The organism is Neobacillus sp. Fa239 (genome assembly GCF_055395235.1).
Genome location: NZ_AP041611.1, coordinates 4,495,453 through 4,514,194, shown reverse-complemented (window position 1 = coordinate 4,514,194; position 18,742 = coordinate 4,495,453). Strand labels below are relative to the sequence as shown.

The 18,742-nt window shown below is 37.5% G+C and carries 21 protein-coding genes and 1 riboswitch; of the genes, 14 read left to right on the top strand and 7 right to left on the bottom strand.

Annotated features, from left to right (window positions below; translation table 11 throughout):
• Positions 1-8: 8 nt before the first annotated feature.
• The 3 genes from ACZ5XR_RS22400 to ACZ5XR_RS22390 all read left to right on the top strand — a co-directional run bounded on the left by ACZ5XR_RS22400 (position 9) and on the right by ACZ5XR_RS22390 (position 3,428).
• Positions 9-1,808 carry an ABC transporter ATP-binding protein gene (locus ACZ5XR_RS22400; RefSeq protein ID WP_464498690.1) on the top strand — a complete coding sequence of 600 codons (1,800 nt, stop codon included), beginning with the start codon at positions 9-11 and terminating at the stop codon, positions 1,806-1,808.
• A 16-nt stretch (positions 1,809-1,824) separates the two neighbouring features.
• Positions 1,825-2,910, top strand: a complete 1,086-nt coding sequence (locus ACZ5XR_RS22395) for a nucleotidyltransferase family protein (protein ID WP_464498689.1) — start codon at positions 1,825-1,827, stop codon at positions 2,908-2,910.
• A 143-nt stretch (positions 2,911-3,053) separates the two neighbouring features.
• Positions 3,054-3,428 (top strand): hypothetical protein, encoded by a 375-nt coding sequence (locus tag ACZ5XR_RS22390; RefSeq protein WP_464498688.1) that lies wholly within the window; start codon positions 3,054-3,056, stop codon positions 3,426-3,428.
• Between the two features lie 131 nt (positions 3,429-3,559).
• Here ACZ5XR_RS22390 and ACZ5XR_RS22385 read toward each other — a convergent pair whose 3' ends face one another.
• On the bottom strand, positions 3,560-4,426 hold the full coding sequence (locus tag ACZ5XR_RS22385) for a metallophosphoesterase (protein WP_464498687.1): 867 nt from the start codon (positions 4,424-4,426) through the stop codon (positions 3,560-3,562).
• Positions 4,427-4,798: 372 nt separating this feature from the next.
• Here ACZ5XR_RS22385 and ACZ5XR_RS22380 point away from each other — a divergent pair, with 372 nt between their 5' ends.
• Entirely contained in the window at positions 4,799-4,951 is a 153-nt protein-coding gene (locus ACZ5XR_RS22380) for an anti-repressor SinI family protein (protein WP_464498686.1), read from the top strand.
• A gap of 264 nt (positions 4,952-5,215) precedes the next feature.
• Positions 5,216-5,305, top strand: a riboswitch (cyclic di-GMP riboswitch).
• Between the two features lie 17 nt (positions 5,306-5,322).
• The gene (locus ACZ5XR_RS22375) at positions 5,323-5,445 is read left to right on the top strand and encodes an anti-repressor SinI family protein (protein WP_464498685.1); all 123 of its coding nucleotides are present in this window, start codon (positions 5,323-5,325) and stop codon (positions 5,443-5,445) included.
• Between the two features lie 90 nt (positions 5,446-5,535).
• Here ACZ5XR_RS22375 and ACZ5XR_RS22370 read toward each other — a convergent pair whose 3' ends face one another.
• Together ACZ5XR_RS22370 and ACZ5XR_RS22365 are read right to left on the bottom strand one after the other, a co-directional pair.
• The gene (locus ACZ5XR_RS22370; protein WP_464498684.1) at positions 5,536-6,240 is read right to left on the bottom strand and encodes a DUF421 domain-containing protein; all 705 of its coding nucleotides are present in this window, start codon (positions 6,238-6,240) and stop codon (positions 5,536-5,538) included.
• A gap of 138 nt (positions 6,241-6,378) precedes the next feature.
• Positions 6,379-7,425 (bottom strand): lactonase family protein, encoded by a 1,047-nt coding sequence (locus ACZ5XR_RS22365; RefSeq protein ID WP_464502406.1) that lies wholly within the window; start codon positions 7,423-7,425, stop codon positions 6,379-6,381.
• Positions 7,426-7,619: 194 nt separating this feature from the next.
• Between ACZ5XR_RS22365 and ACZ5XR_RS22360 the strand changes: the two genes are divergently transcribed.
• Positions 7,620-7,934, top strand: a complete 315-nt coding sequence (locus ACZ5XR_RS22360) for a hypothetical protein (protein WP_464498683.1) — start codon at positions 7,620-7,622, stop codon at positions 7,932-7,934.
• 51 nt (positions 7,935-7,985) lie between these two features.
• Here the strand turns inward: ACZ5XR_RS22360 and ACZ5XR_RS22355 are convergent, their stop codons facing one another.
• Positions 7,986-8,294, bottom strand: coding sequence for a winged helix-turn-helix transcriptional regulator (locus ACZ5XR_RS22355; protein WP_464498682.1), 309 nt, complete (start codon positions 8,292-8,294; stop codon positions 7,986-7,988).
• Positions 8,295-8,421: 127 nt separating this feature from the next.
• Between ACZ5XR_RS22355 and ACZ5XR_RS22350 the strand changes: the two genes are divergently transcribed.
• From ACZ5XR_RS22350 to ACZ5XR_RS22340, 3 genes are all read left to right on the top strand, one after another.
• Positions 8,422-9,189, top strand: coding sequence for a dioxygenase family protein (locus ACZ5XR_RS22350; protein WP_464498681.1), 768 nt, complete (start codon positions 8,422-8,424; stop codon positions 9,187-9,189).
• A 382-nt stretch (positions 9,190-9,571) separates the two neighbouring features.
• Positions 9,572-10,282: a DsbA family protein gene (locus tag ACZ5XR_RS22345; protein WP_464498680.1), complete on the top strand. Its 711-nt coding sequence runs from the start codon at positions 9,572-9,574 to the stop codon at positions 10,280-10,282.
• Between the two features lies 1 nt (position 10,283).
• Positions 10,284-10,703 (top strand): disulfide oxidoreductase, encoded by a 420-nt coding sequence (locus ACZ5XR_RS22340; protein ID WP_464498679.1) that lies wholly within the window; start codon positions 10,284-10,286, stop codon positions 10,701-10,703.
• 8 nt (positions 10,704-10,711) lie between these two features.
• On the opposite strand, the gene ACZ5XR_RS22335 is transcribed toward ACZ5XR_RS22340, so the two are convergent.
• Positions 10,712-11,605, bottom strand: coding sequence for a DUF2935 domain-containing protein (locus ACZ5XR_RS22335; protein ID WP_464498678.1), 894 nt, complete (start codon positions 11,603-11,605; stop codon positions 10,712-10,714).
• Positions 11,606-12,158: 553 nt separating this feature from the next.
• Between ACZ5XR_RS22335 and ACZ5XR_RS22330 the strand changes: the two genes are divergently transcribed.
• Entirely contained in the window at positions 12,159-12,635 is a 477-nt protein-coding gene (locus tag ACZ5XR_RS22330) for a hypothetical protein (protein WP_464498677.1), read from the top strand.
• Positions 12,632-13,141 (top strand): hypothetical protein, encoded by a 510-nt coding sequence (locus ACZ5XR_RS22325; protein ID WP_464498676.1) that lies wholly within the window; start codon positions 12,632-12,634, stop codon positions 13,139-13,141. Before ACZ5XR_RS22330 ends, ACZ5XR_RS22325 begins: the two co-directional genes overlap by 4 nt.
• Positions 13,142-13,207: 66 nt before the next feature.
• On the opposite strand, the gene ACZ5XR_RS22320 is transcribed toward ACZ5XR_RS22325, so the two are convergent.
• Together ACZ5XR_RS22320 and ACZ5XR_RS22315 are read right to left on the bottom strand one after the other, a co-directional pair.
• Entirely contained in the window at positions 13,208-13,303 is a 96-nt protein-coding gene (locus tag ACZ5XR_RS22320) for a YjcZ family sporulation protein (RefSeq protein WP_464498675.1), read from the bottom strand.
• A gap of 156 nt (positions 13,304-13,459) precedes the next feature.
• The gene (locus ACZ5XR_RS22315; RefSeq protein ID WP_464498674.1) at positions 13,460-14,722 is read right to left on the bottom strand and encodes an FAD-dependent oxidoreductase; all 1,263 of its coding nucleotides are present in this window, start codon (positions 14,720-14,722) and stop codon (positions 13,460-13,462) included.
• A gap of 429 nt (positions 14,723-15,151) precedes the next feature.
• Between ACZ5XR_RS22315 and ACZ5XR_RS22310 the strand changes: the two genes are divergently transcribed.
• The 3 genes from ACZ5XR_RS22310 to ACZ5XR_RS22300 all read left to right on the top strand — a co-directional run bounded on the left by ACZ5XR_RS22310 (position 15,152) and on the right by ACZ5XR_RS22300 (position 18,489).
• Positions 15,152-15,748 carry a cell wall hydrolase gene (locus ACZ5XR_RS22310; protein WP_464498673.1) on the top strand — a complete coding sequence of 199 codons (597 nt, stop codon included), beginning with the start codon at positions 15,152-15,154 and terminating at the stop codon, positions 15,746-15,748.
• Positions 15,749-15,912: 164 nt separating this feature from the next.
• Positions 15,913-17,262 carry a 4-aminobutyrate--2-oxoglutarate transaminase gene (gene gabT, locus ACZ5XR_RS22305; protein ID WP_464498672.1) on the top strand — a complete coding sequence of 450 codons (1,350 nt, stop codon included), beginning with the start codon at positions 15,913-15,915 and terminating at the stop codon, positions 17,260-17,262.
• Positions 17,263-17,361: 99 nt separating this feature from the next.
• Complete coding sequence (locus ACZ5XR_RS22300; protein ID WP_464498671.1) at positions 17,362-18,489, top strand: HAD family hydrolase; 1,128 nt, start codon at positions 17,362-17,364, stop codon at positions 18,487-18,489.
• The last annotated feature ends 253 nt before the right edge of the window (positions 18,490-18,742 follow it).

The window sequence follows — 18,742 nt, the reverse complement described above, 5'->3', positions numbered from 1 at the left end:
GTCTAATTATGAAGGAAAAGTTTTATTCCCTACAAAAACAGTATTTTAACATGAAAGAAATGAAGCGGACCTTTTCTTTTATCATGCCCTTTATATTGAGACGCTGGAAATCATATCTCATCATTCTTTTTTTACTGGGAGTAGATATATACTTAACTATTGCATTCGCCAAATATTATGGTCAAATCACGGATGCAGCTATACATGGCGGCTACCACCAGATTTTATCGTTAGTTCCATATGTCGCTATTCTCATTCTTATCAGTATCACCTCAAATGTCTCCTATACATATTGCAATCTGATTGCGACAAATGGTGTGGAAATGGATGTAAAAAACAACTTTTTCCACCATATTTTAAGGCTCCCCTCAAGGGAAGCTTCTGTTCTTCGTTCAGGGGAATTAATGTCCCATTTTTCCAATGATATTCAAAATGTTGATGGTGTAATTGGCAGCAGTCTGCTAAGTCTTCTTAGGCTGCCGATCATTTATATCGTTGTTTTTATCTATTTGGTACATATAAATTTGACCCTTTGTTTAGTTAGTTTAATGATTGCTCCGATTGCTGCAGTTTCCGCAGGTATCGTTGGCTTAATGCTTCGAAAAAATAGCAGATTGATTCACAGCCTGATCGGTAAAATTAATAGTCATTTAAATGAGACCTTTCATGGCTTTACGGTGATTCGCTCCTTTACTCTTGAAAAGCTTCAATATAATAAGTACACAAGACAAAATCAAGAACTTTTACAATTAGAATTACAAAATGCGAAACTTCAAAGCATATATAACGCTGGTGAGCAGGTCATTGGCCTGATTACCTTTATCGTAAATCTGTCCATTGGGGCCCTTTTTGTCTCAAAAGGTGTATTAACTGTGGGGGCTTTACTAACATTTCTTAATTTAGTCAACCATCTATTTTATCCAATCACCGGCATAGCATCAGTCTGGGCAGGGTTTCAGCGATCAATTGCGGCTCTGGAGCGAGTTCTGGATGTTGCGGAAAAGCCGGCCGATTATCCTGATTTGCCCTCATTTTCACCCGCCTTGGATGATTTAGAATCTATCCAGTTTGAAAATGTTACTTTCGGCTATGAGGAAAATAAAAAGGTATTTGAGCATTTTGATTTGAAAATTCCCGTTGGAAAAGTGATAGCGCTTGTCGGTCCAAGCGGAGCTGGAAAAAGTACTTTATTTAATCTTCTGCAAGGATTTTACAAGCCGCAATCAGGTGAAATACAATTTTCAGGGCGCTCGATTCATGAGTTAACCGCTTCAAAATTAAGAAGCTCGATTGCCCATGTTCCACAAGAAACATTTCTATTTGCCGGTACCATCCGTGATAATCTCCTAATTGCTCGTCCTAATATTAGCGATAAAGAAATGGTAGAGGCCGCTATCAATGCTGAAATCCATGATTTTATCGTTTCGCTTCCGAAGGGATATGATACCGAGGTAGGGGAAAATGGAATCAGGTTATCTGGCGGACAGAAACAAAGATTGGCCATTGCCAGGGCTATATTAAAGGATGCACCCATTCTCTTATTGGATGAAGCGACCTCTGCATTGGATGGAGAAACCGAATACTATGTAAAAGAGGCGCTAGAATTATTGATGGAGGGGAGAACGACAATAGTTATTGCTCATCGTATGTCGACGATTCAAAGTGCTGATCTCATCCTTGTTATCGATAATGGAAAAATTGTCCAACGCGGAACGCATGCAGAGTTAATCAATCAAAATGGATTGTACCGAAATCTATATCAGACTTCTTTTAAAACTAGGGCATTATCCTTGGTTTCAAAATCTTAACAGGTGGTGCGAGAAAATGATCATTGACCTTATAAAAGCTCTATACAACCCTCACCTGCCACTTCCACAGGATTTTCACACCGTTCTCACCGAAATTGAACGGGATGGAATCTCATCCCAAATCTATTTTTTACTAAAACAACAAGGTAGACTTGAGCAAACTCCAGAGTTCTTTCAAAAATTCTTAAAAGAACAATACACAAAAGGATTGTACCAAAATATTTTTATCAAAAATCAAATGGATCAGATCCTTCAGGCCTTTGAAAAGGCAGGAATTGACGTTATTCCTCTAAAGGGAGTCTATTTAGCTGAGAAATTTTTCGGCCATTTAGGCTCTAGAATAACTTCTGATATAGATTTATTAGTTAGGGGGGAAGAGCTAGACAAAGCGATTCGGATTGTCAAAGAGCTGGGGTTTACCGATGAAGAGGCGGAAGTGCCGGACCATTTCCATTGCAGCTTTGATAAGCCATTGCCTCACTCAGCGATTCCCTTAGGTGTTGAACTGCATTGGGCGATAATCAAAGAGAAATCCTCCAGCCTGGATATGAATGATGTTTGGGAGCAATCGAAGCCGGTTGGATCTTTCCGCCATATAAAGGAATTATCCGACCTTTATACTTTTTATACGATTTGCTTGCATGGTTGGCAGCATAATTTAGAATCTATGAAATATTTTTTAGATATTATGCAAATCATTTACAAAAAAAAGGATGAAATTGATTATGATCTTCTAATGAAGTTATCAGCTTCCCACCAAACCTTAACAAGGATCACAAGGATCTTATCGATTGTTTATCAGCAATTTCCTCATTTAGAGGCAGTGAAAAAATTCCCATATAAAATTGTAAAGGTATCTTGGAAATATCGTGATAGAGGTGTAAAAAAATATTTTCATTTTTTAAATCTTAAATTTTTCAGTTATGACTTGGGGAAACATAGTTTGCTAGAGCTTATTCAATGGTTCCTTCCATCTAGAATGGATGCCGTGGCGCAGTTAGGGAGAGGGTATGAGGAATTTTCAACTTCAAAACTTTATTTGCTTTTATATAGGAATAGAATGAGTAAATTGATTTCGTTAAAAAATCGAAAATGCCCCTAAATGATCTCATATAACGTTTTTAAAAATTTACGTAATACGAAGAAATATCTTTACAGATAAAGTAAATAATCTTATAATCCTTAATAAAGAACGATTTTTTCTCCAATAAGAAACTGCGAAAAGGAAGGAGGTAACCTGCAAACTTGAATCGAATTAAAAATCTTATTTTTATATCCATATTTACGTGTTCATTAATAATCCCAACATCTGCTTTCGCCGCATCAAACACTACTCAATCAAATTCCAACACTGGGATTCTCCAGTTGATTTCTACCTTTTTAACAAGCTTTAATAGTCAATCAACTATTGCCACTGTTCAAAATACCACTAACAACAATGGGAGTTATTCTAATAGTTACAATGATGATTGGTTCGGCTGTTTTTGGAACTGGTTTTGTGGTGGGAGTAATGGTGATGGCGGGGACGACGATCAATGTAAGAATATAACGGGAAGCTTTGGCAATGATGAGGGTTGTAAAAGCTCAGCAAATATATGGAAAGAATGGTATTGCCATTAGATTTGATTAAATTACATATTGAAAGCGTCTTTAAGCTTTTTGATCGGACCTTAAAAATATGGACATTAATATTAGGTGGCTTCTTGGCATGATTTCGGTATTCAACCGGACGCATGCCTTTTTTTTATTATTCAGGATAGATGAAACATCGTAATCTCCGGCCTGCAAAACAATCGAACGGCCAACCCAGTTGTACCAATCCCTCGATTCACATATAAAGGCATCTTCCTTTTCCCAACCTCATAAAACCCATCTGAATATCTGTGGGCAAGCTCCTGCCTAATAATGGGACCATAAAAAGGTATCCGAACTTGTCCCCCATGTGAGTGTCCTGAAAACTGTGCGCTTATAGGATGTTTTATACTCTCTTCGGCAATATCAGGTTCATGAGCAAGCAGCAACACACAATCCTCATTGGTTAGACCGTCCGCTGCTTTTTTTATATTTGGAGCACCATACATTACATCATCGATGCCTGCAATATAAAGACGCTGCTGATTACTCTCGATAAAATCGCGATTATTCACTAACACATTGAACTGTGAGTTTTGTAAAGCTTGAATTACGTTATCTTTCGTATAGAAATCATGGTTTCCAATGACAGCCCATTTTCCCCCTCGATGTGCCTTTAATGATTTAAGTAATGGAATAGCTTTTTCAGGTTCATTATTGCCAATTTGTATAAGATCTCCCGTAAAGAAAATAATATCTGGATTTAAGCTGTTGATCATCCGAATAACTGGTTGGAAATCCTTAACTCCATAATGAAACCCTAAATGCACATCACTAAATTGAACAATCTTCCAACCAACAAAAGCTTTAGGAAGGTTGTTTATTTGCAAAGTGACATTTTTTATTTGATACCAAAACCGTTCTATTTTAAATGAATAGGTCCCCGTAACCATCCCTGTTGCTAGTAAGCCTAAAAACAATTTTCCAGATTTCTTTAAAAAGGTACGACGATTCAGCGTCTGCTGATTTGGATGTATTTCAGTCATTGTTTACTCCTTTTAAACAGACACAAAATTATTGTACTGGGAGGATTTAGAGGGAAATAAGATGTTCTGTTTAAAGAACATTATAATTGATATATATTGTTAACTCAACATTAAGCACGTAAAAAAGCCATATTGATACTACCAAGCTATTTTGTAAAGAGATGATGGTACAAGATGTCCTTGTATAGACAATTATTTAACAACTACATAATTTCACAACCTGAGAGCTACATTAATTTCCTATTACATATTTTTCATTTAATTTGATACCCCAAAAATAAGCCGTTATGTTTCGAAAGTTATATTGGATGTAGTTTTACTCTTAAATGCTTTCTAATTTACAATAAATCTGTCTTAAATGGAGGGGGAACTATGATAAAAAATGAGTTTGAACTACCTAATGAATGGATTGAGTTAGTAAAAGAAGCAATGAAATCTGATATAACTAAAGATGATTTTAAGATTTTTTTAGAAAAAGAAAAAGAGAAAAGTAAAAACCATAAATTTTACAGAGTTTATCGTTAACTTACCTAATTGCTTTTGCAATCGGTATATAATTCTGGCAGTTTATTATTGAGTGGAGAATGAGCCACTACACACAGGATTTATAATAAATCTTATATGTAGTGGTTTGTTATTTAACATAGTTTATTGCTTTAAAGCATTAAGACATTTTTTGACATATCCCTTACAATTTATGTCGAAATTTTTGGAATTTTTTCCAATCAGTATTAGAAAGATATATAGTATTATTACATTAGTAATATTTATTTAGTGCTTTATCACTACATATGATAAAAGCAAACCTGCGCGAAAGTCAGGGACGCAAAGCCACAGGTCTAAGGTAATTTTATTGCTATTGATCGCTGGGTTGCCTAATTTTGGAGGCTATTTGTGTGTCAGTAAACACTCCGGTAAAAACTGAAAAAGAATTAGATGAAGAATGGTTAGCCCTCATTTGTGAAGCACGAAAATTAGGAATTTCAATTGATGAAATTAGAGATTTCCTACAATCATGATAGGCCTATTACGGCCTCTTTTTTTTACCTTTAATAAGTGCATAATTTTTCACTCAAGTCATTGAAGTTAGTACCACAAAGAGTAAGGTACTAGTTATACAGAAAGACTTTTATGTTACTTTTACTATCAATCGTCCCAAGCAATACATTTTCCACCACGGTCTGATGCTGATTTTTAAGTGTATCAACCAGCCATCCTTCCTCTTTATTAATCCGCTGAAGCTCCTGCAAGTTTATTTTCCCCTCTTTTATAACCGTTTTGGGAAAATCAAATGCCTCCGTTTTCAATTGATACGTCGATGGTGTAACCGCTGCATACTGCGGATCCAAAAAAATCGACATGCTCCCGTCAGCTTCCCATAGTACCAATGCAACTTTTTTAACATCTACGACTTTTTCCTTCCTTAATTCTGCCAATAAATAATCAAGAGAAATTCTTGCTTTCTTTAAGCCTTTATAAAGAATCTCGCCATTTTTAATGAGTGGAAACGGATCTGAATCAATCATTTTTCGAAACCCTGTCCATTTTAAGGTTAAGAATACTCCTGCCATATATAAAACAATCAAGACGATAGTTGAGACTAAAGATCCTGTCATACCAAGACTTTCGTCAGATAATGGATGGGCAATAATGTTTCCTAACATAAGGGCGATAATGAAATCAAGCAATCTTAATTGGGAAATGGAGCGACTCCCCATGACTTTTGCTGCAATGACCATGAAGAAAAAGGTGACGGCTGCTCGTAAAACCCATTCCGTTACTGTAAGAGAATCGTGCTCAAAGAAAAAGCTCACTTGAAACACCTCATAAAACTTAATTTCTTTTTTTATTATGTCTTTAATTTCCTTTTTCATAAACTGAAAGTAAAATGTCTCACATCCAAAAATTAAAAAGCCAAGAATGAGCCTGATTGCCTCATTCTTGGCTTTCCTTTAGTAGTGTAAAAACTTGACACAAACCGGATATGGAACCTCAATATCAGAAGCCAGCATGGTTAGTTTTCCAGTATCTCCATCCCTCGCATATAATACAAGATTCCCGGATTCTTGATTCGAACCAATGACAAATTTGCCAGTCGGGTCAATTGAAAAATCACGCGGCCAGGCACCCTCTGAAGACACTCTTTCTACAAAACTAAGCTCGCCGGTTTCCTCATTCACTCTGAACACTGCTATACTGTTATGTCCGCGATTGGCTGCATAAACAAAATGACCATCTGCTGAAAGATGAATCGCACTACCTTGGTTATTTTCTTTAAAATCATCTGGAAGTGTGGAAATATACTGTTTTGCTGTAAAATGGCCCTCTTCATATGTTAAAAAGATTACTTCAGAACTAAACTCGGTCATCACATATGCGAACCTATTGTTTGGATGGAAAGCCAGATGTCTTGGGCCGCTGCCGGGAGGTGTATCTAATCGGCTGACCTCAGATAATGTTCCATCCTCTTTTACAGCGTAGGTTATCAGCGAATCTATCCCTAATTCCACCACCGCCAAAAACTTTCCGTCAGGTGTAATACCGGCATAGTGTGTATGCGGTTTTTCCTGCCGTGGATCTGGGCCGGATCCTTCATGCTGAATAACAGAAACAGGGGGCTGAATGGAGCCTGTTTCTGAATCTAGCAAATAAGAATCAACAGTGCCCTTATGATAATTGGCACTAAATAACAGTTGATTATTACGTGCCATGCTCACATGGCAGGGTGAGGAGCCTGATGCAAGCTGCGAATTAATGAAGGTAAGTTCTCCATTAGTGGCATTAATTGAGTAGGAAGAGACACCGCCTTCGTCTCCTTTTTTTACTACCGAATAGAGATAGCGATTATCTTCACTAATGTTTACATATGTAGGGTTACCTAACTCTGCAGCCACTTTTACATTTGAAATTTTTGCATTTGCTGTATCCAAGGTAAAAGAATAAATTCCTTTACTATCACCTTTTGTATAGGTTCCAATATACCCATTGAATTTTGTCATCATAAACTCTCCTTGAAATATGTATTCATTTTATTTTATCAAAAGTAATGTAGAATATTTATAAAAAAGATTCATGTGTTTTTTCTATATCCACACAACTGATCTAAAAAACAATGTTATATAGGCAGAAATCTATTCCTCCATGAATATAGACACATACACTATTTTGCAGCTAATTTGAGGAGGAGATAAAAATGGATAGACAAATGCAAGGAATTCAAGGTGCTCCCGTTCATGATATCCATCATGGACACGGAGGATATTATCCTGATCATGGATATCATCACGGACACGGTGGATACTATCCTGTTCCAGTCGACTACCATCATGGCCATGGAGGCTATTATCCTGGATATGACTACCATCATGGCCATGGAGGCTATTATCCTGGTTATGGTTATCATCATGGCCATGGAGGCTATTATCCTGGATATGGTTACCATCATGGCCATACTGGCTACTATCCAGGTTATGGGGTCCACCACGGGCATACTACCGTGCATCCTTAATGATTGTTAAAGACATTAGAAAAGCATGCAGTCTTACTTCTGCATGCTTTATTATTTCATCCACACTTGTGACCATTTTTCCATTTCCCTCAAAACCGGTTCGATGGCCAGTCCTTTTTCTGTTAACGAATATTCAATTCTTACTGGCGTTTCCGGAAAAACATCCCTTTTCACAATACCCTCTTGCTCCAGATCCTTTAACCGTTCAGATAAAACCCTACCGCTGACAGGTAGGGAAGCTTCTATTGTACAAAATCGCTGTGGGCCTGTTAATAGTTGATAAATGATTAGGCCAGACCAGCGTTGGCTAAGTATTTTCATAGCTTTTTCAAATTTGGGGCACAATTTTGATGGAATCATGTTCTATCACCTCGATAGTCATATTATACATAAAGACATTACATTTTAACAATTAGTTACTTGACATAAATGTATTACATAATTATAGTTAGTTACATAAAGTAACTGAATTGATGAGGTGAAAGACATGCTACCATCCTTGTTTTTAGCACATGGTTCGCCTATGTTAGCAATAGAAGATACTAGCTACACCCGATTTTTAGAAAATTTGGGTCAACAGTATAACCCAAAGGCCATCGTGATTTTTACCGCCCATTGGGAAACCGAAAATTTATCGATTTCATCCATGGATGAAACCTATGAAACCATTTATGATTTCTACGGGTTTCCACCAGAGCTCTATGAAGTTAAATATCCTGCGAAAGGATCAAGAAAGCTGGCGCAGCATTTAAAAGATCTTTTTACAGCGCAGGGAATTTCTGCTCAATTTGATACAAGCAGGGGGCTTGACCACGGTTCTTGGACGATGTTATCGAAAATGTATCCCAACGCAGATATTCCGGTTGTCCAGCTATCAGTTAATCCTTTTTTGGCACCTGAAAAGCAGTATCAAATTGGTGAGGCAATAAGGAGCCTCGGAAAAGAAGACATTTTGGTTATTGGCAGCGGTGTTACCGTTCATAATTTACGAATCATAAAATGGAACCAATCAGAGCCAGAACCATGGGCAGTTGAATTTGATGATTGGCTTTTAGAAAAAATAAACAATCAAGATTTGCCTGGTCTTTTCGATTATGAAAAATCAGCTCCAAATGCCAAGCTAGCCGTCCCACGACCAGAACACTTTATTCCTTTTCTCATTGCCATCGGAAGTGGAAACGGTTTGGAAAATGCCAAGGTCATTTTTAGGGGTTATCAATTTGGAACACTGAGCTATCTTTGCATGGAATTTTAAAAACACAAGATAATGTGAAAGTTCTTTGTTCATTTTGCACGATGTTGATTGGAGCGGAAGGTGCGAGACTCCTGCGGGAGCAGCGGGACAGGTGAGACCCCACAGGCGCTTAAGCGCCGAGGAGGCTCACCGCCCGCCCCGCGGAAAGCGAGCATCCTCGTGACAGGCAAAAGGCAGCCTGTCACTGCGATGATAATTCTAGGAAGATTTCCTTAGTGGAGCGGAAATCAACATACTGGTTTCACATTGCCAAACACAAAAAAGTGCCATTCATTTATGGCACTTTTTTGAATGAAGAGTATTTTCATTTGCAATAATAAAGAACTTTAGTAAAATTTAAGCAAGTATAAAGAAGAAAGTATCAATAAGAGGAGTATGGTATATGGCCAATAACAAAAAAAACACTAAAAATGTGAATTCATCCTCAAAGTTTACCTTCTGGGTAATCGGCTTAGTCGCCGTGTGTATTCTTGGCTTAATTTTTTTAGGCAATCATCAAAAACAACAGCCAAGTACAAATTCAGCTTCCAAACCGAAAATTGATTATACTAACGAGCCGTATCTCGGAAAAGCTTCAGCACCCGTTTCCATTATTGAATTTGGTGATTATAAGTGCCCGAATTGTAAAAATTTTGGCCAGAATGTCGTGCCTCTGATCCAAAAGGACTTGATTGATACCGGTAAAGCTAAATTATATTTTATGAATGATGCCTTTATCAATGTAGACTCAACGCGTTCTGCCCAATTTGCCGAAGCAGTCTACCATGAGTTAGGTAACGATACTTTTTGGAAATTCCACGAGCTTCTCTATAAGAAACAGCCTTCAGAAAGTAAATATGAAAAGATGGACGTTTATACTGAAGATTTCCTAGTTAAAACTTTAAAAGAAGTGGCTAGTGAGAGCGATGTAAACAAGGTGGTTAAATACTTTGATGCGGGTAAATCAAAGGCGGCATGGCAAAAGGATCAAGACTATGCCGATATGCTTGGCGTAACGGGAACACCAACCATTTTTGTGAATGGGAAAATGTTTCAAGGAACGACTATAGATGATTTGATGAACATGGTAAATAAAGCGGCAAAGGGGAAATAAGATGAATAAACCCTTAACGATTTCCTGGCTTGCTGCTATTATTGCGACACTTGGCAGCTTGTATTTTAGTGAGGTTCGTCATTTTATCCCTTGTACATTATGCTGGTACCAAAGAATTTTCATGTATCCCTTAGCGATTATTTTAGGCATTGCCGTTTATCGAAATGATAATGGTATTTACAAATATGTTTTACCATTATCCATTATCGGAATGTTGATTTCAGGCTACCATACAATCCTGCAAAAAATTCCTTATCTGCAGCAATTTGAAATGTGCACGTCCGGGGTTCCATGCTCGAAGGATTATTTAAACTGGCTGGGATTTATTACGATTCCGATGATGGCCTTTGTTGCTTTTACGATTATTACCCTATGCTTGGTGGTTCTTGCCCGAAGCATTAAAAAAGAGACTATCCAATAGTCTCTTTTTTAATGGCTTAATTCTTCCTGCTGCTTGGCTTTTAATCTTGCCTCTAAAATGTGCACCATTTGTAAGAAATGATCTGCCTCTCTTACGACATGGTCGGCTAAAAGAGGATCAATGATATTTTTGATTTGGCAATTTTTGATAAAATCTAATCCCGCCTGCTTAAAGGCCCGGATTTCCTGTGCAGCCGTTTCGCTGTCTTTATTCAGTTTGCCAATGATTGGATAGGTAGGCTTTTTCTTGTATAGCATAGATTCGACGTCCCTGGCCTGGTTCAGCAGCACTTCAAAATCATCCCCGAATTTCAACGCAGCTCTTACTAAATTCCGTTCAGACTGATCAAGAAGTGAGGCTATAAATCTGGAATGCTCCATCATGATCTTTAGCCAAAATACATTTTCTTTAATTATCGCATCCTGGATTGGATCTAAGATTCCTTCATTGAATTTTTTCAACGTTCTCATAAAATATTCTGCTTCACGGGCAATATGATCGACAAGCAGAGGGAAGTTAAAGCCGGTAACCTTACAATTGATAATAAGAATGAGGAGATTCCTTTTGAAGTTCCGCAACCCTGCAACAAGATTAATCGAATCCTCGTTTAACTTTCGGACAGCCGTGACATTATTGGGCGTTTGGTAGGCCCGTTTTTCCTGTTCCTCAAAATAATGATAAAAACGATCGGTTTGTTGAATCAGGTGCTTGTCTTTTCGGCTAAAACCTTCACCCAAAAAGTATGAGTGCTCTTTCATAATTCGCAGCCAAAATTTATTTTCTACTAAGGATCTCTCAATAAAGAGTTGTTCAGTTAATGATTCAGGTTTCGCTGCAAATGATTCAGGGGCAATTAACATTTGATTGGTAGGATCGACTCCTCCATGGCCTTGATTAACCATTGTCTGCCTCCCTTCAAAAATTACATACACTTTATGTTTATTTTCTTTTAATGTTTTTCATGATAATTATAATTTGGCAAAGAATAGGAGTAGCAAATAATCAATTGGAGGAACTGATGAAAGCTTACGGACATTATGCTTATTTTTCCAGCTTGAATTGTCCGTTAGAGCCGTTGTAACGGACAGTATGCTTATTTTTTTAGCTTGTGTTGTCCGTTAGAGCCGTTGTAACGGACAGTATGATTATTTTTCCAGCTTGAATTGTCCGTTAGAGCCGTTGTAACGGACAGTGTGCTTATTTTTTTAGCTTGTGTTGTCCGTCAGAGCCGTTGTAACGGACAGTATGCTTATTTTATTAGCTTGTGTTGTCCGTTGGAGCCGTTGTAACGGACAGTATGCTTATTTTTCCAGGATGTATTGTCCGTGAGAGCCATTGTTACGGACAGTTTGCTTATTTTTCCAGCTTGTGTTGTCCGCAATAATTAAATAAAAATTTATAGATTGAACAAGCTAAAATGATAGGATAAAAATGACCCAAAAGGAGTAATAAAAGATGGTCCTTATTTTTTATATCATCTTGAATATTATTGCTCTATTTCTTTTTGTTAAAAATAAAAAAACAAACCTTCATATCCTTGAAATATTAGTTTATTGGATGGTTGCTTCATACCTTTTTCAAAATTTTTCCGCCGTTTGCTACATGAATTATAAGACTTTAATTATTCCTGATAAGATTAGCTATCAATTAGCACATGTGCTTAACCGTTTGGTACTCTTTCCATTGATAATGGTAAGTTTTCTTCACTTTTTTCTCTTTGCAAGTTCATTTTTGAAAAAATTTTTATTAATCATCGGTTTTACATTACTATTGGCAGGAATGGAATGGGCTGCAGATTTGTTGCGCGTTCTGATCCATGAAAATTGGCATATTTGGTGGACCTTTGTTTTTTGGTTGGGTGCTCTTTTCATTTTATTTGGATTTATGAAGTTCTTTCGAAGAATTCTATATAAAGGGGGAGTGAGGGTATGAATTTTATAATTGATTGGAATGAATATTTTATTTTAATATCATCGACTATTATATTCAGTTTGTTTTACCTTATAAGAAATTACTTTCCTCCTATTTTAGTCACTATTATTTGGGTGTTTAATATCGTATTTGTTGCATCCATTGATTATTTTCTTGCTGGCACTCCTTTCAAACTTTATTATTTTTCCGATAATTCATCCTATGAGGCTTCTGCAGCCATCTTTCATTTAATTATGTATCCATGTGCCTCGTTACTTTTTTTGTACGGCTATGATAAGTTTGAGCTCTATGGGAAGAAAACCATTTGGTATATTATTGGCTGGACTGGATTTTCACTTTTTTTTGAATGGTTATGCGTCAAAAACCATGTCTTGACCTACACTGGCTGGAAGTTTTATTATTCCATTCCCACATATCCTACTGCATCGGTCTTGTTAATTGTTTTGTTTCATTTCATCAAAAAAAAGATCAAAGATCCACTTTTTATGAGCAGCAGAAAAATATAAAAAGGAGCGGTGAAACAAAGCTGTTTTCCGCTCCCTTTTTATAACGAAGGATATTCGGAAGGAATATTAGTACATTCCACCCATGAAAGCAGCACCGACAATGATTAAAAGGATAAACAATACAACGATTAACGCAAAGTTGCTGTGATGTCCATCAGTCATTAAATATCACCTCCTATGGTTGTTCATAATAATCTATGCTTGTTTACAGGATTGTGTTATGGACAATGGTTGAAACTGTAGAAAGATGTAAAAAAATATTTGTGAAAAATAAATAAACTGACTCGATTTGGAGTCAGTTTAAATTTATGAACATTTTTAACTATATTGTGGTCGCAATTTAGTCCGTTTGTTGACATACTGTTCGGCACTTAATGCCGCAATTGCTCCATCAGCTGCCGAGATGACGGCCTGCTTAATCGGTGTTCTTCTCGCATCGCCGCCTGCAAATACACCTTCTGCGCTTGTACGAAGATGGTCATCGACCATAATATAGCCTTCCTCGTCTCTCATAACGGAACCTCTTAAGAAATCTGTTCCGGGTTTCATCCCGCCAAGGTATAAGAAAACACCATCGATTCCCCATACTTGTTCTTCTTTTTTATCGGTCAAAATGATTAATTCCTCAACGCTTTGAGTCCCACGAATCTCTTTTAACCGATGGCGCCGGTAAATTTCAATCTTCGGGTTATTTTCCAACATGGATAAATCTGCATCGCCTTTTAGATTTTCAGTTGGAATTAATAATTTCACAGTTTTACAATATTTTGCAAGTGTCTCGGCTTCATGAATGGCTTCTTCATTGTCACCAACAACTGCAACAACCTGGTCTTGATAAAAAGCCGCATCACAGGTCGAACAATAACTGACACCACGGCCTGTAAATTCTTCTTCCCCATTAATTTTACCGGACGGGGCTTTCGCACCAACTGCAATAAAGATACTTTTTGCTTTAATGGTTCCTTCAGCCACTTCAATTTCTTTAATTTCATTTGAAAAATCGACCGAAAGGACTGTTGTCCGAACAAAATCTGCACCAAAATCCTTTGCTTGAGCCTGCATTCTTGATAACAGCTCAAGACCCGTCAATTCCTCGCGAACTCCAGGGTAATTGGCAATTTTATGAGTGATGGCAAGGGTCCCGGCCTTTGGAGCTTTATCGATTACAAGTGTTTTTAATTTTCCGCGTGCCGCATACACGGCTGCAGATGCCCCGGCAGGTCCGCCGCCAATTGTAACGAAATCAAATACTTCCGTAAGGATTTGATCATTGATTGGCCGGAAAATAGCGTCAGCACTTTCGACCTTTGTACTTTCTTTTGTTTTAACTGGTGTTTCCTCATCAGAAAGCTCCAAAAGCTTTTTAAACTTTTTCTCTTGAAAGCCCAATACAAGCTTGCCATTAATAAAGGTAGCAGGGGTACCATAAATCTTCTTTTCCTTTAACTGATCAAAATATTCTTTATGTATAGATGCATTTCGTTCTTCGTATTCAAAGCCCCATTCCTTCAAGGCTGATTTTACTTTTTCACAGTAGGGACAGCCGGTACTGCTATAGACAATAATTTCATGCTTGGACATTTTATTTCCCTCCTAAAAATTAATATCTTTTTATAATTGTTATAATATAGAAAACAAAGATGAAAGTCAATATTAAATAATAATAATTATAAATAAAAAACTGTTTCTATCTTTATTATTTCAAAATGAATGAACTGAAAGCCTGTATAAATCGATAATGAATGTTGACGGATTCGTGACGTTTATACCATCAATCATGTTACATTCCTGTAATATAACGTAAAAATTCATCCTCCATTTTCTTTTAAAGGAATTATTAGGTTTCATATCTAAATTGGACTATAATTCCAATCCTTTAAGAAAAGCTTTTATATCAAGTGAAAACATTCTTCAATTATACGTTCCAATTATTGGGTAATGAATGGGAATGTTACATTTGATAGTCTTAATGTTAGAGAAACGACCGAGAGAAATGGGAGGTTTTAAAACTTGAAGAAACTTAAAAAACTTATGATTGCAACAGGATTAATATTATCCATGTCAGCATTTACTATAGCAAATCAATCTGAAGCAGCAACGACCACACATAAAGTGCAATATGGTGAATCATACTGGAAAATAGCAAAAGGATTCGGTGTTCCTATAAAAAGCTTAATGGCGGCAAATCATTCGAAACCCTTATATGCAGGGCACACGATGGTCATTCCAAATTCTATGATCTCTGCAACAGATAAGGATTTAATGGCACGTCTTGTTCATGCAGAAGCAAAAGGTGAACCATATGCAGGGAAGGTTGCTGTTGCAACTGTCATTTTGAACCGATTAACCAGCTCGAAATTCCCTAATACGATTAAAGGAATTGTTTATCAAGTCCATTCAGGCCATTATGCCTTTACGCCTGTTCAGAATGGAAGTATAAATCAAGCAGCAGATGCAGCTTCTAAAAAAGCTGTAAATGAAGCATTGGCGTTTTATGGCAAGGGAAAAGGTTCGATCTATTTCTATAATCCAAAAACATCAACAAGCAAATGGATTTTCTCGCGCCCGGTTACAACAACAATCGGTCATCATCGATTTGCGAAATAAATGATTAAAAACAGTAGATTCCAATTGAAGGAATTTGCTGTTTTTTTATGCAAAAAAAAGGTTAGCAAATCAAGGTTGGGCCTTACAGCCCTTAAACGGGTACTATCTCATGTAAGTGAATAATACATTAAAAGGTAGGATGCATAAGAGGGGGAGCGTGAAAAGTGGAAAAGAAATTTGTAAAGCTTGAGACATCAATACCTGGTCCAAGATCGCAGGAGCTTTTGGAAAAACGAAATAAATATGTTCCAAAAGCAATCAGTAATAATATTCAATCTTTCGTGAAAAAAGCACAAGGAGCCCTCGTCGAAGATGTGGACGGGAATAAGTATATCGATTTTGCCGGGGCTATCGGTACAATTAACGTCGGGCATTCCCATCCTAGGGTGGTTTGGGCTCTTCAGGAGCAGGCAAGCCAATTTATTCATACTGGTTTTAATGTAATGATGTATGAATCTTATATTCAGTTGGCTGAACGGCTTTGCAATATCGCTCCCGGAGATTTTGAAAAACAGGCTGCGTTTTTTAACAGTGGTGCTGAGGCGGTTGAAAATGCCGTGAAGATTGCCAGAAAGTATACGAAACGTCAAGGGATCATCTCTTTTACTAGGGGGTTCCATGGCCGGACACTCATGACCATGACGATGACAAGTAAAGTGAAGCCTTATAAGTTTGGATTTGGACCTTTTGCTCCAGAGGTCTATAAAGCCCCATACCCATATGTATATCGACGTCCAGCGGGAATGGATGAAAAGCAATACAGCGCCATGATGATTGAACAATTCGAACAATTTTTAGTTAATGAAGCGGCGCCGGAAACGATAGCTGCCGTGGTTATGGAGCCTGTCCAAGGCGAAGGCGGTTTTATTGTTCCGGATGCTGCTTTCGTTAAACGAGTTAGCGAGATTTGTAATCAATATGGAATTCTGTTTGTGGCGGATGAAATACAAACTGGTTTTGCCCGTACAGGAAAGTACTTTGCTATCGAACATTTTGGGGTTGTCCCTGATTTAATTACCATTTCTAAATCAATGGGGGCCGGCGTTCCAATTAGCGGTGTGATTGGCCGTGCAGAAATAATGGATTCGGCTGAGGTTGGAGAGATTGGCGGCACCTATTCCGGTTGTCCGCTCGGCTGCCGTACTGCATTGACTGTTCTAGATATTATTGAGAGTGAAAATCTTAATGATCGAGCTGAAAAATTAGGGATTCGTGTGAAAGAAAAAATGCAGCTGTTAGCTGATCGCTTCGAATGTATCGGAGATGTCCGCGGGCTTGGTGCGATGTGTGCGATGGAAATTGTGCGGGATAAAAACGATAAAACGCCTGATAAAGCAATGGTTGGAAAAATTGTAAAAGCAGCAGGAGAGCGCGGCCTACTATTATTGAGCGCAGGGATTTTCAGTAATGTCATCCGAATCCTTATGCCCTTAACGATAACGGATGAACAGCTTGAAGAAGGTTTGCTGATTTTGGAGGAAGCAATAGAAGCTGTCGTAACGGAGGTGGTATAAAATGAAAAGCCGTTTAATACGGCTTTTTTGTTTTGAAAATCTTATGGTTGCTGTGGTACGATAAAGTATAAAAGCGTTATCTGGAAAGAGGTAGGGTGGATGATTAATACGATTTTATTCGATGTGGACGGGGTTCTTTTAAGTGAGGAACATTATTTTGATGCTTCCGCCCTGACGGTATGGGAATTGTTAATCAGTGAAAATTATTTAGGTCTGATGCCGGATCAATTTAAAACAAATTTGACTGATGAAGAAATAAAAGCTATTAGAGAGCAAGTTTTTCAGAATGATGAAGTTCTAAAGTTCCAAAAATCACGAGGATTAAATGCTAACTGGGACATGATTTATTTATCGTTCAGTCATCAGCTAATCCACTTATTATCACAAATTAAGGATAGTGAATTTGTTAACATTAATAAGTGGCTGCAGGGGCCTATTAATCGTGAAATTTTACTGGAGATAGGACAGGTTTTAAAAAATTACAAGGTAAAAACGAATTTTGATTTATTTGTAGAAGACTTCCAGCGCTCAACTGCTGTTAAACAAGAGCTGCTTGGATACCTTAACGAACTGGCATTTGAAAAATTAGGTGTGGAAACTTCTATCTTCAACGAAGATCGAACTCTTTGGTCAGTTTGTGAGCATGTTTCCCAGGAATGGTATGTTGGGGATGATAATGTTCTTGAATCTACAGGCCGTGACTCCGTTCAGCTCGGTAAAAGGGGCTTTTTAGCAAATGAAACAACACTAGCGTTACCTAAAGATATTGATAAACTGTTTCAGGATTTAAAACAAGCCGGCTTCAAAATTGGAATTGGCACGGGAAGACCAGCATTGGAAACGATTGTTCCATTTCATCATTTGGATTGGTTAAAGCACTTTAATGAAAATCATATTGTAACTGCAGATGAGGTGCTGGATGCAGAGAAGGCGTTTCCTGATAAAGGGTCCTTATCCAAACCTCATCCATTTACCTATATTCAAGGTATTTATGGTAAAGGGACTTCTGTTCAGGACTGTTTACAAGTCGCATTGCCGCTAGAAAATAGTGATGAGGTTTTGGTTGTAGGAGACTCTTTGGCTGATTTATTAGCAGCACGACAAATGGGCTGCCAATTCGCTGCTGTTTTAACAGGGCTCTCCGGAAAAGATGCCCGCAAAGAATTTGAAAAACATCAAGCAGATTATATTCTTGATTCTGTTTTGAATGTAAAAGATATACTTTAAAAAAGGATGGCCGTTGTGCCTAACGGGTTCCGTTCCCTATCACTAACTTTGATATGTAAAATAAGCGGAGATTTTTCGGTTATTTGCAAAATGGAGCTCGTTTCGGGGTAAATAAGGGGAGGATTTCCGGCTATGCAAAGGAAAATCCCACATTTTCATGTTTTTCGAGTCAATAGGCGGAATCTCTCCGTCTATTTTAGTTATTTTTAGTGCTATTTCCAAATTAAGAGAAATTTCTCCGCTTATTTATCAA

What these genes read in the sequence shown, in the direction of transcription:
- ACZ5XR_RS22400 (WP_464498690.1), top strand. Translation starts at nt 9, where the DNA reads ATGAAGGAAAAGTTTTATTCCCTACAAAAACAGTATTTTAACATGAAA.
- ACZ5XR_RS22395 (WP_464498689.1), top strand. Translation starts at nt 1,825, where the DNA reads ATGATCATTGACCTTATAAAAGCTCTATACAACCCTCACCTGCCACTT.
- ACZ5XR_RS22385 (WP_464498687.1), bottom strand. Translation starts at nt 4,426, where the DNA reads ATGACTGAAATACATCCAAATCAGCAGACGCTGAATCGTCGTACCTTT.
- ACZ5XR_RS22380 (WP_464498686.1), top strand. Translation starts at nt 4,799, where the DNA reads ATGATAAAAAATGAGTTTGAACTACCTAATGAATGGATTGAGTTAGTA.
- ACZ5XR_RS22365 (WP_464502406.1), bottom strand. Translation starts at nt 7,425, where the DNA reads ATGACAAAATTCAATGGGTATATTGGAACCTATACAAAAGGTGATAGT.
- ACZ5XR_RS22360 (WP_464498683.1), top strand. Translation starts at nt 7,620, where the DNA reads ATGGATAGACAAATGCAAGGAATTCAAGGTGCTCCCGTTCATGATATC.
- ACZ5XR_RS22355 (WP_464498682.1), bottom strand. Translation starts at nt 8,294, where the DNA reads ATGATTCCATCAAAATTGTGCCCCAAATTTGAAAAAGCTATGAAAATA.
- ACZ5XR_RS22350 (WP_464498681.1), top strand. Translation starts at nt 8,422, where the DNA reads ATGCTACCATCCTTGTTTTTAGCACATGGTTCGCCTATGTTAGCAATA.
- ACZ5XR_RS22345 (WP_464498680.1), top strand. Translation starts at nt 9,572, where the DNA reads ATGGCCAATAACAAAAAAAACACTAAAAATGTGAATTCATCCTCAAAG.
- ACZ5XR_RS22340 (WP_464498679.1), top strand. Translation starts at nt 10,284, where the DNA reads ATGAATAAACCCTTAACGATTTCCTGGCTTGCTGCTATTATTGCGACA.
- ACZ5XR_RS22335 (WP_464498678.1), bottom strand. Translation starts at nt 11,605, where the DNA reads ATGGTTAATCAAGGCCATGGAGGAGTCGATCCTACCAATCAAATGTTA.
- ACZ5XR_RS22330 (WP_464498677.1), top strand. Translation starts at nt 12,159, where the DNA reads ATGGTCCTTATTTTTTATATCATCTTGAATATTATTGCTCTATTTCTT.
- ACZ5XR_RS22325 (WP_464498676.1), top strand. Translation starts at nt 12,632, where the DNA reads ATGAATTTTATAATTGATTGGAATGAATATTTTATTTTAATATCATCG.
- ACZ5XR_RS22320 (WP_464498675.1), bottom strand. Translation starts at nt 13,303, where the DNA reads ATGACTGATGGACATCACAGCAACTTTGCGTTAATCGTTGTATTGTTT.
- ACZ5XR_RS22315 (WP_464498674.1), bottom strand. Translation starts at nt 14,722, where the DNA reads ATGTCCAAGCATGAAATTATTGTCTATAGCAGTACCGGCTGTCCCTAC.
- ACZ5XR_RS22300 (WP_464498671.1), top strand. Translation starts at nt 17,362, where the DNA reads ATGATTAATACGATTTTATTCGATGTGGACGGGGTTCTTTTAAGTGAG.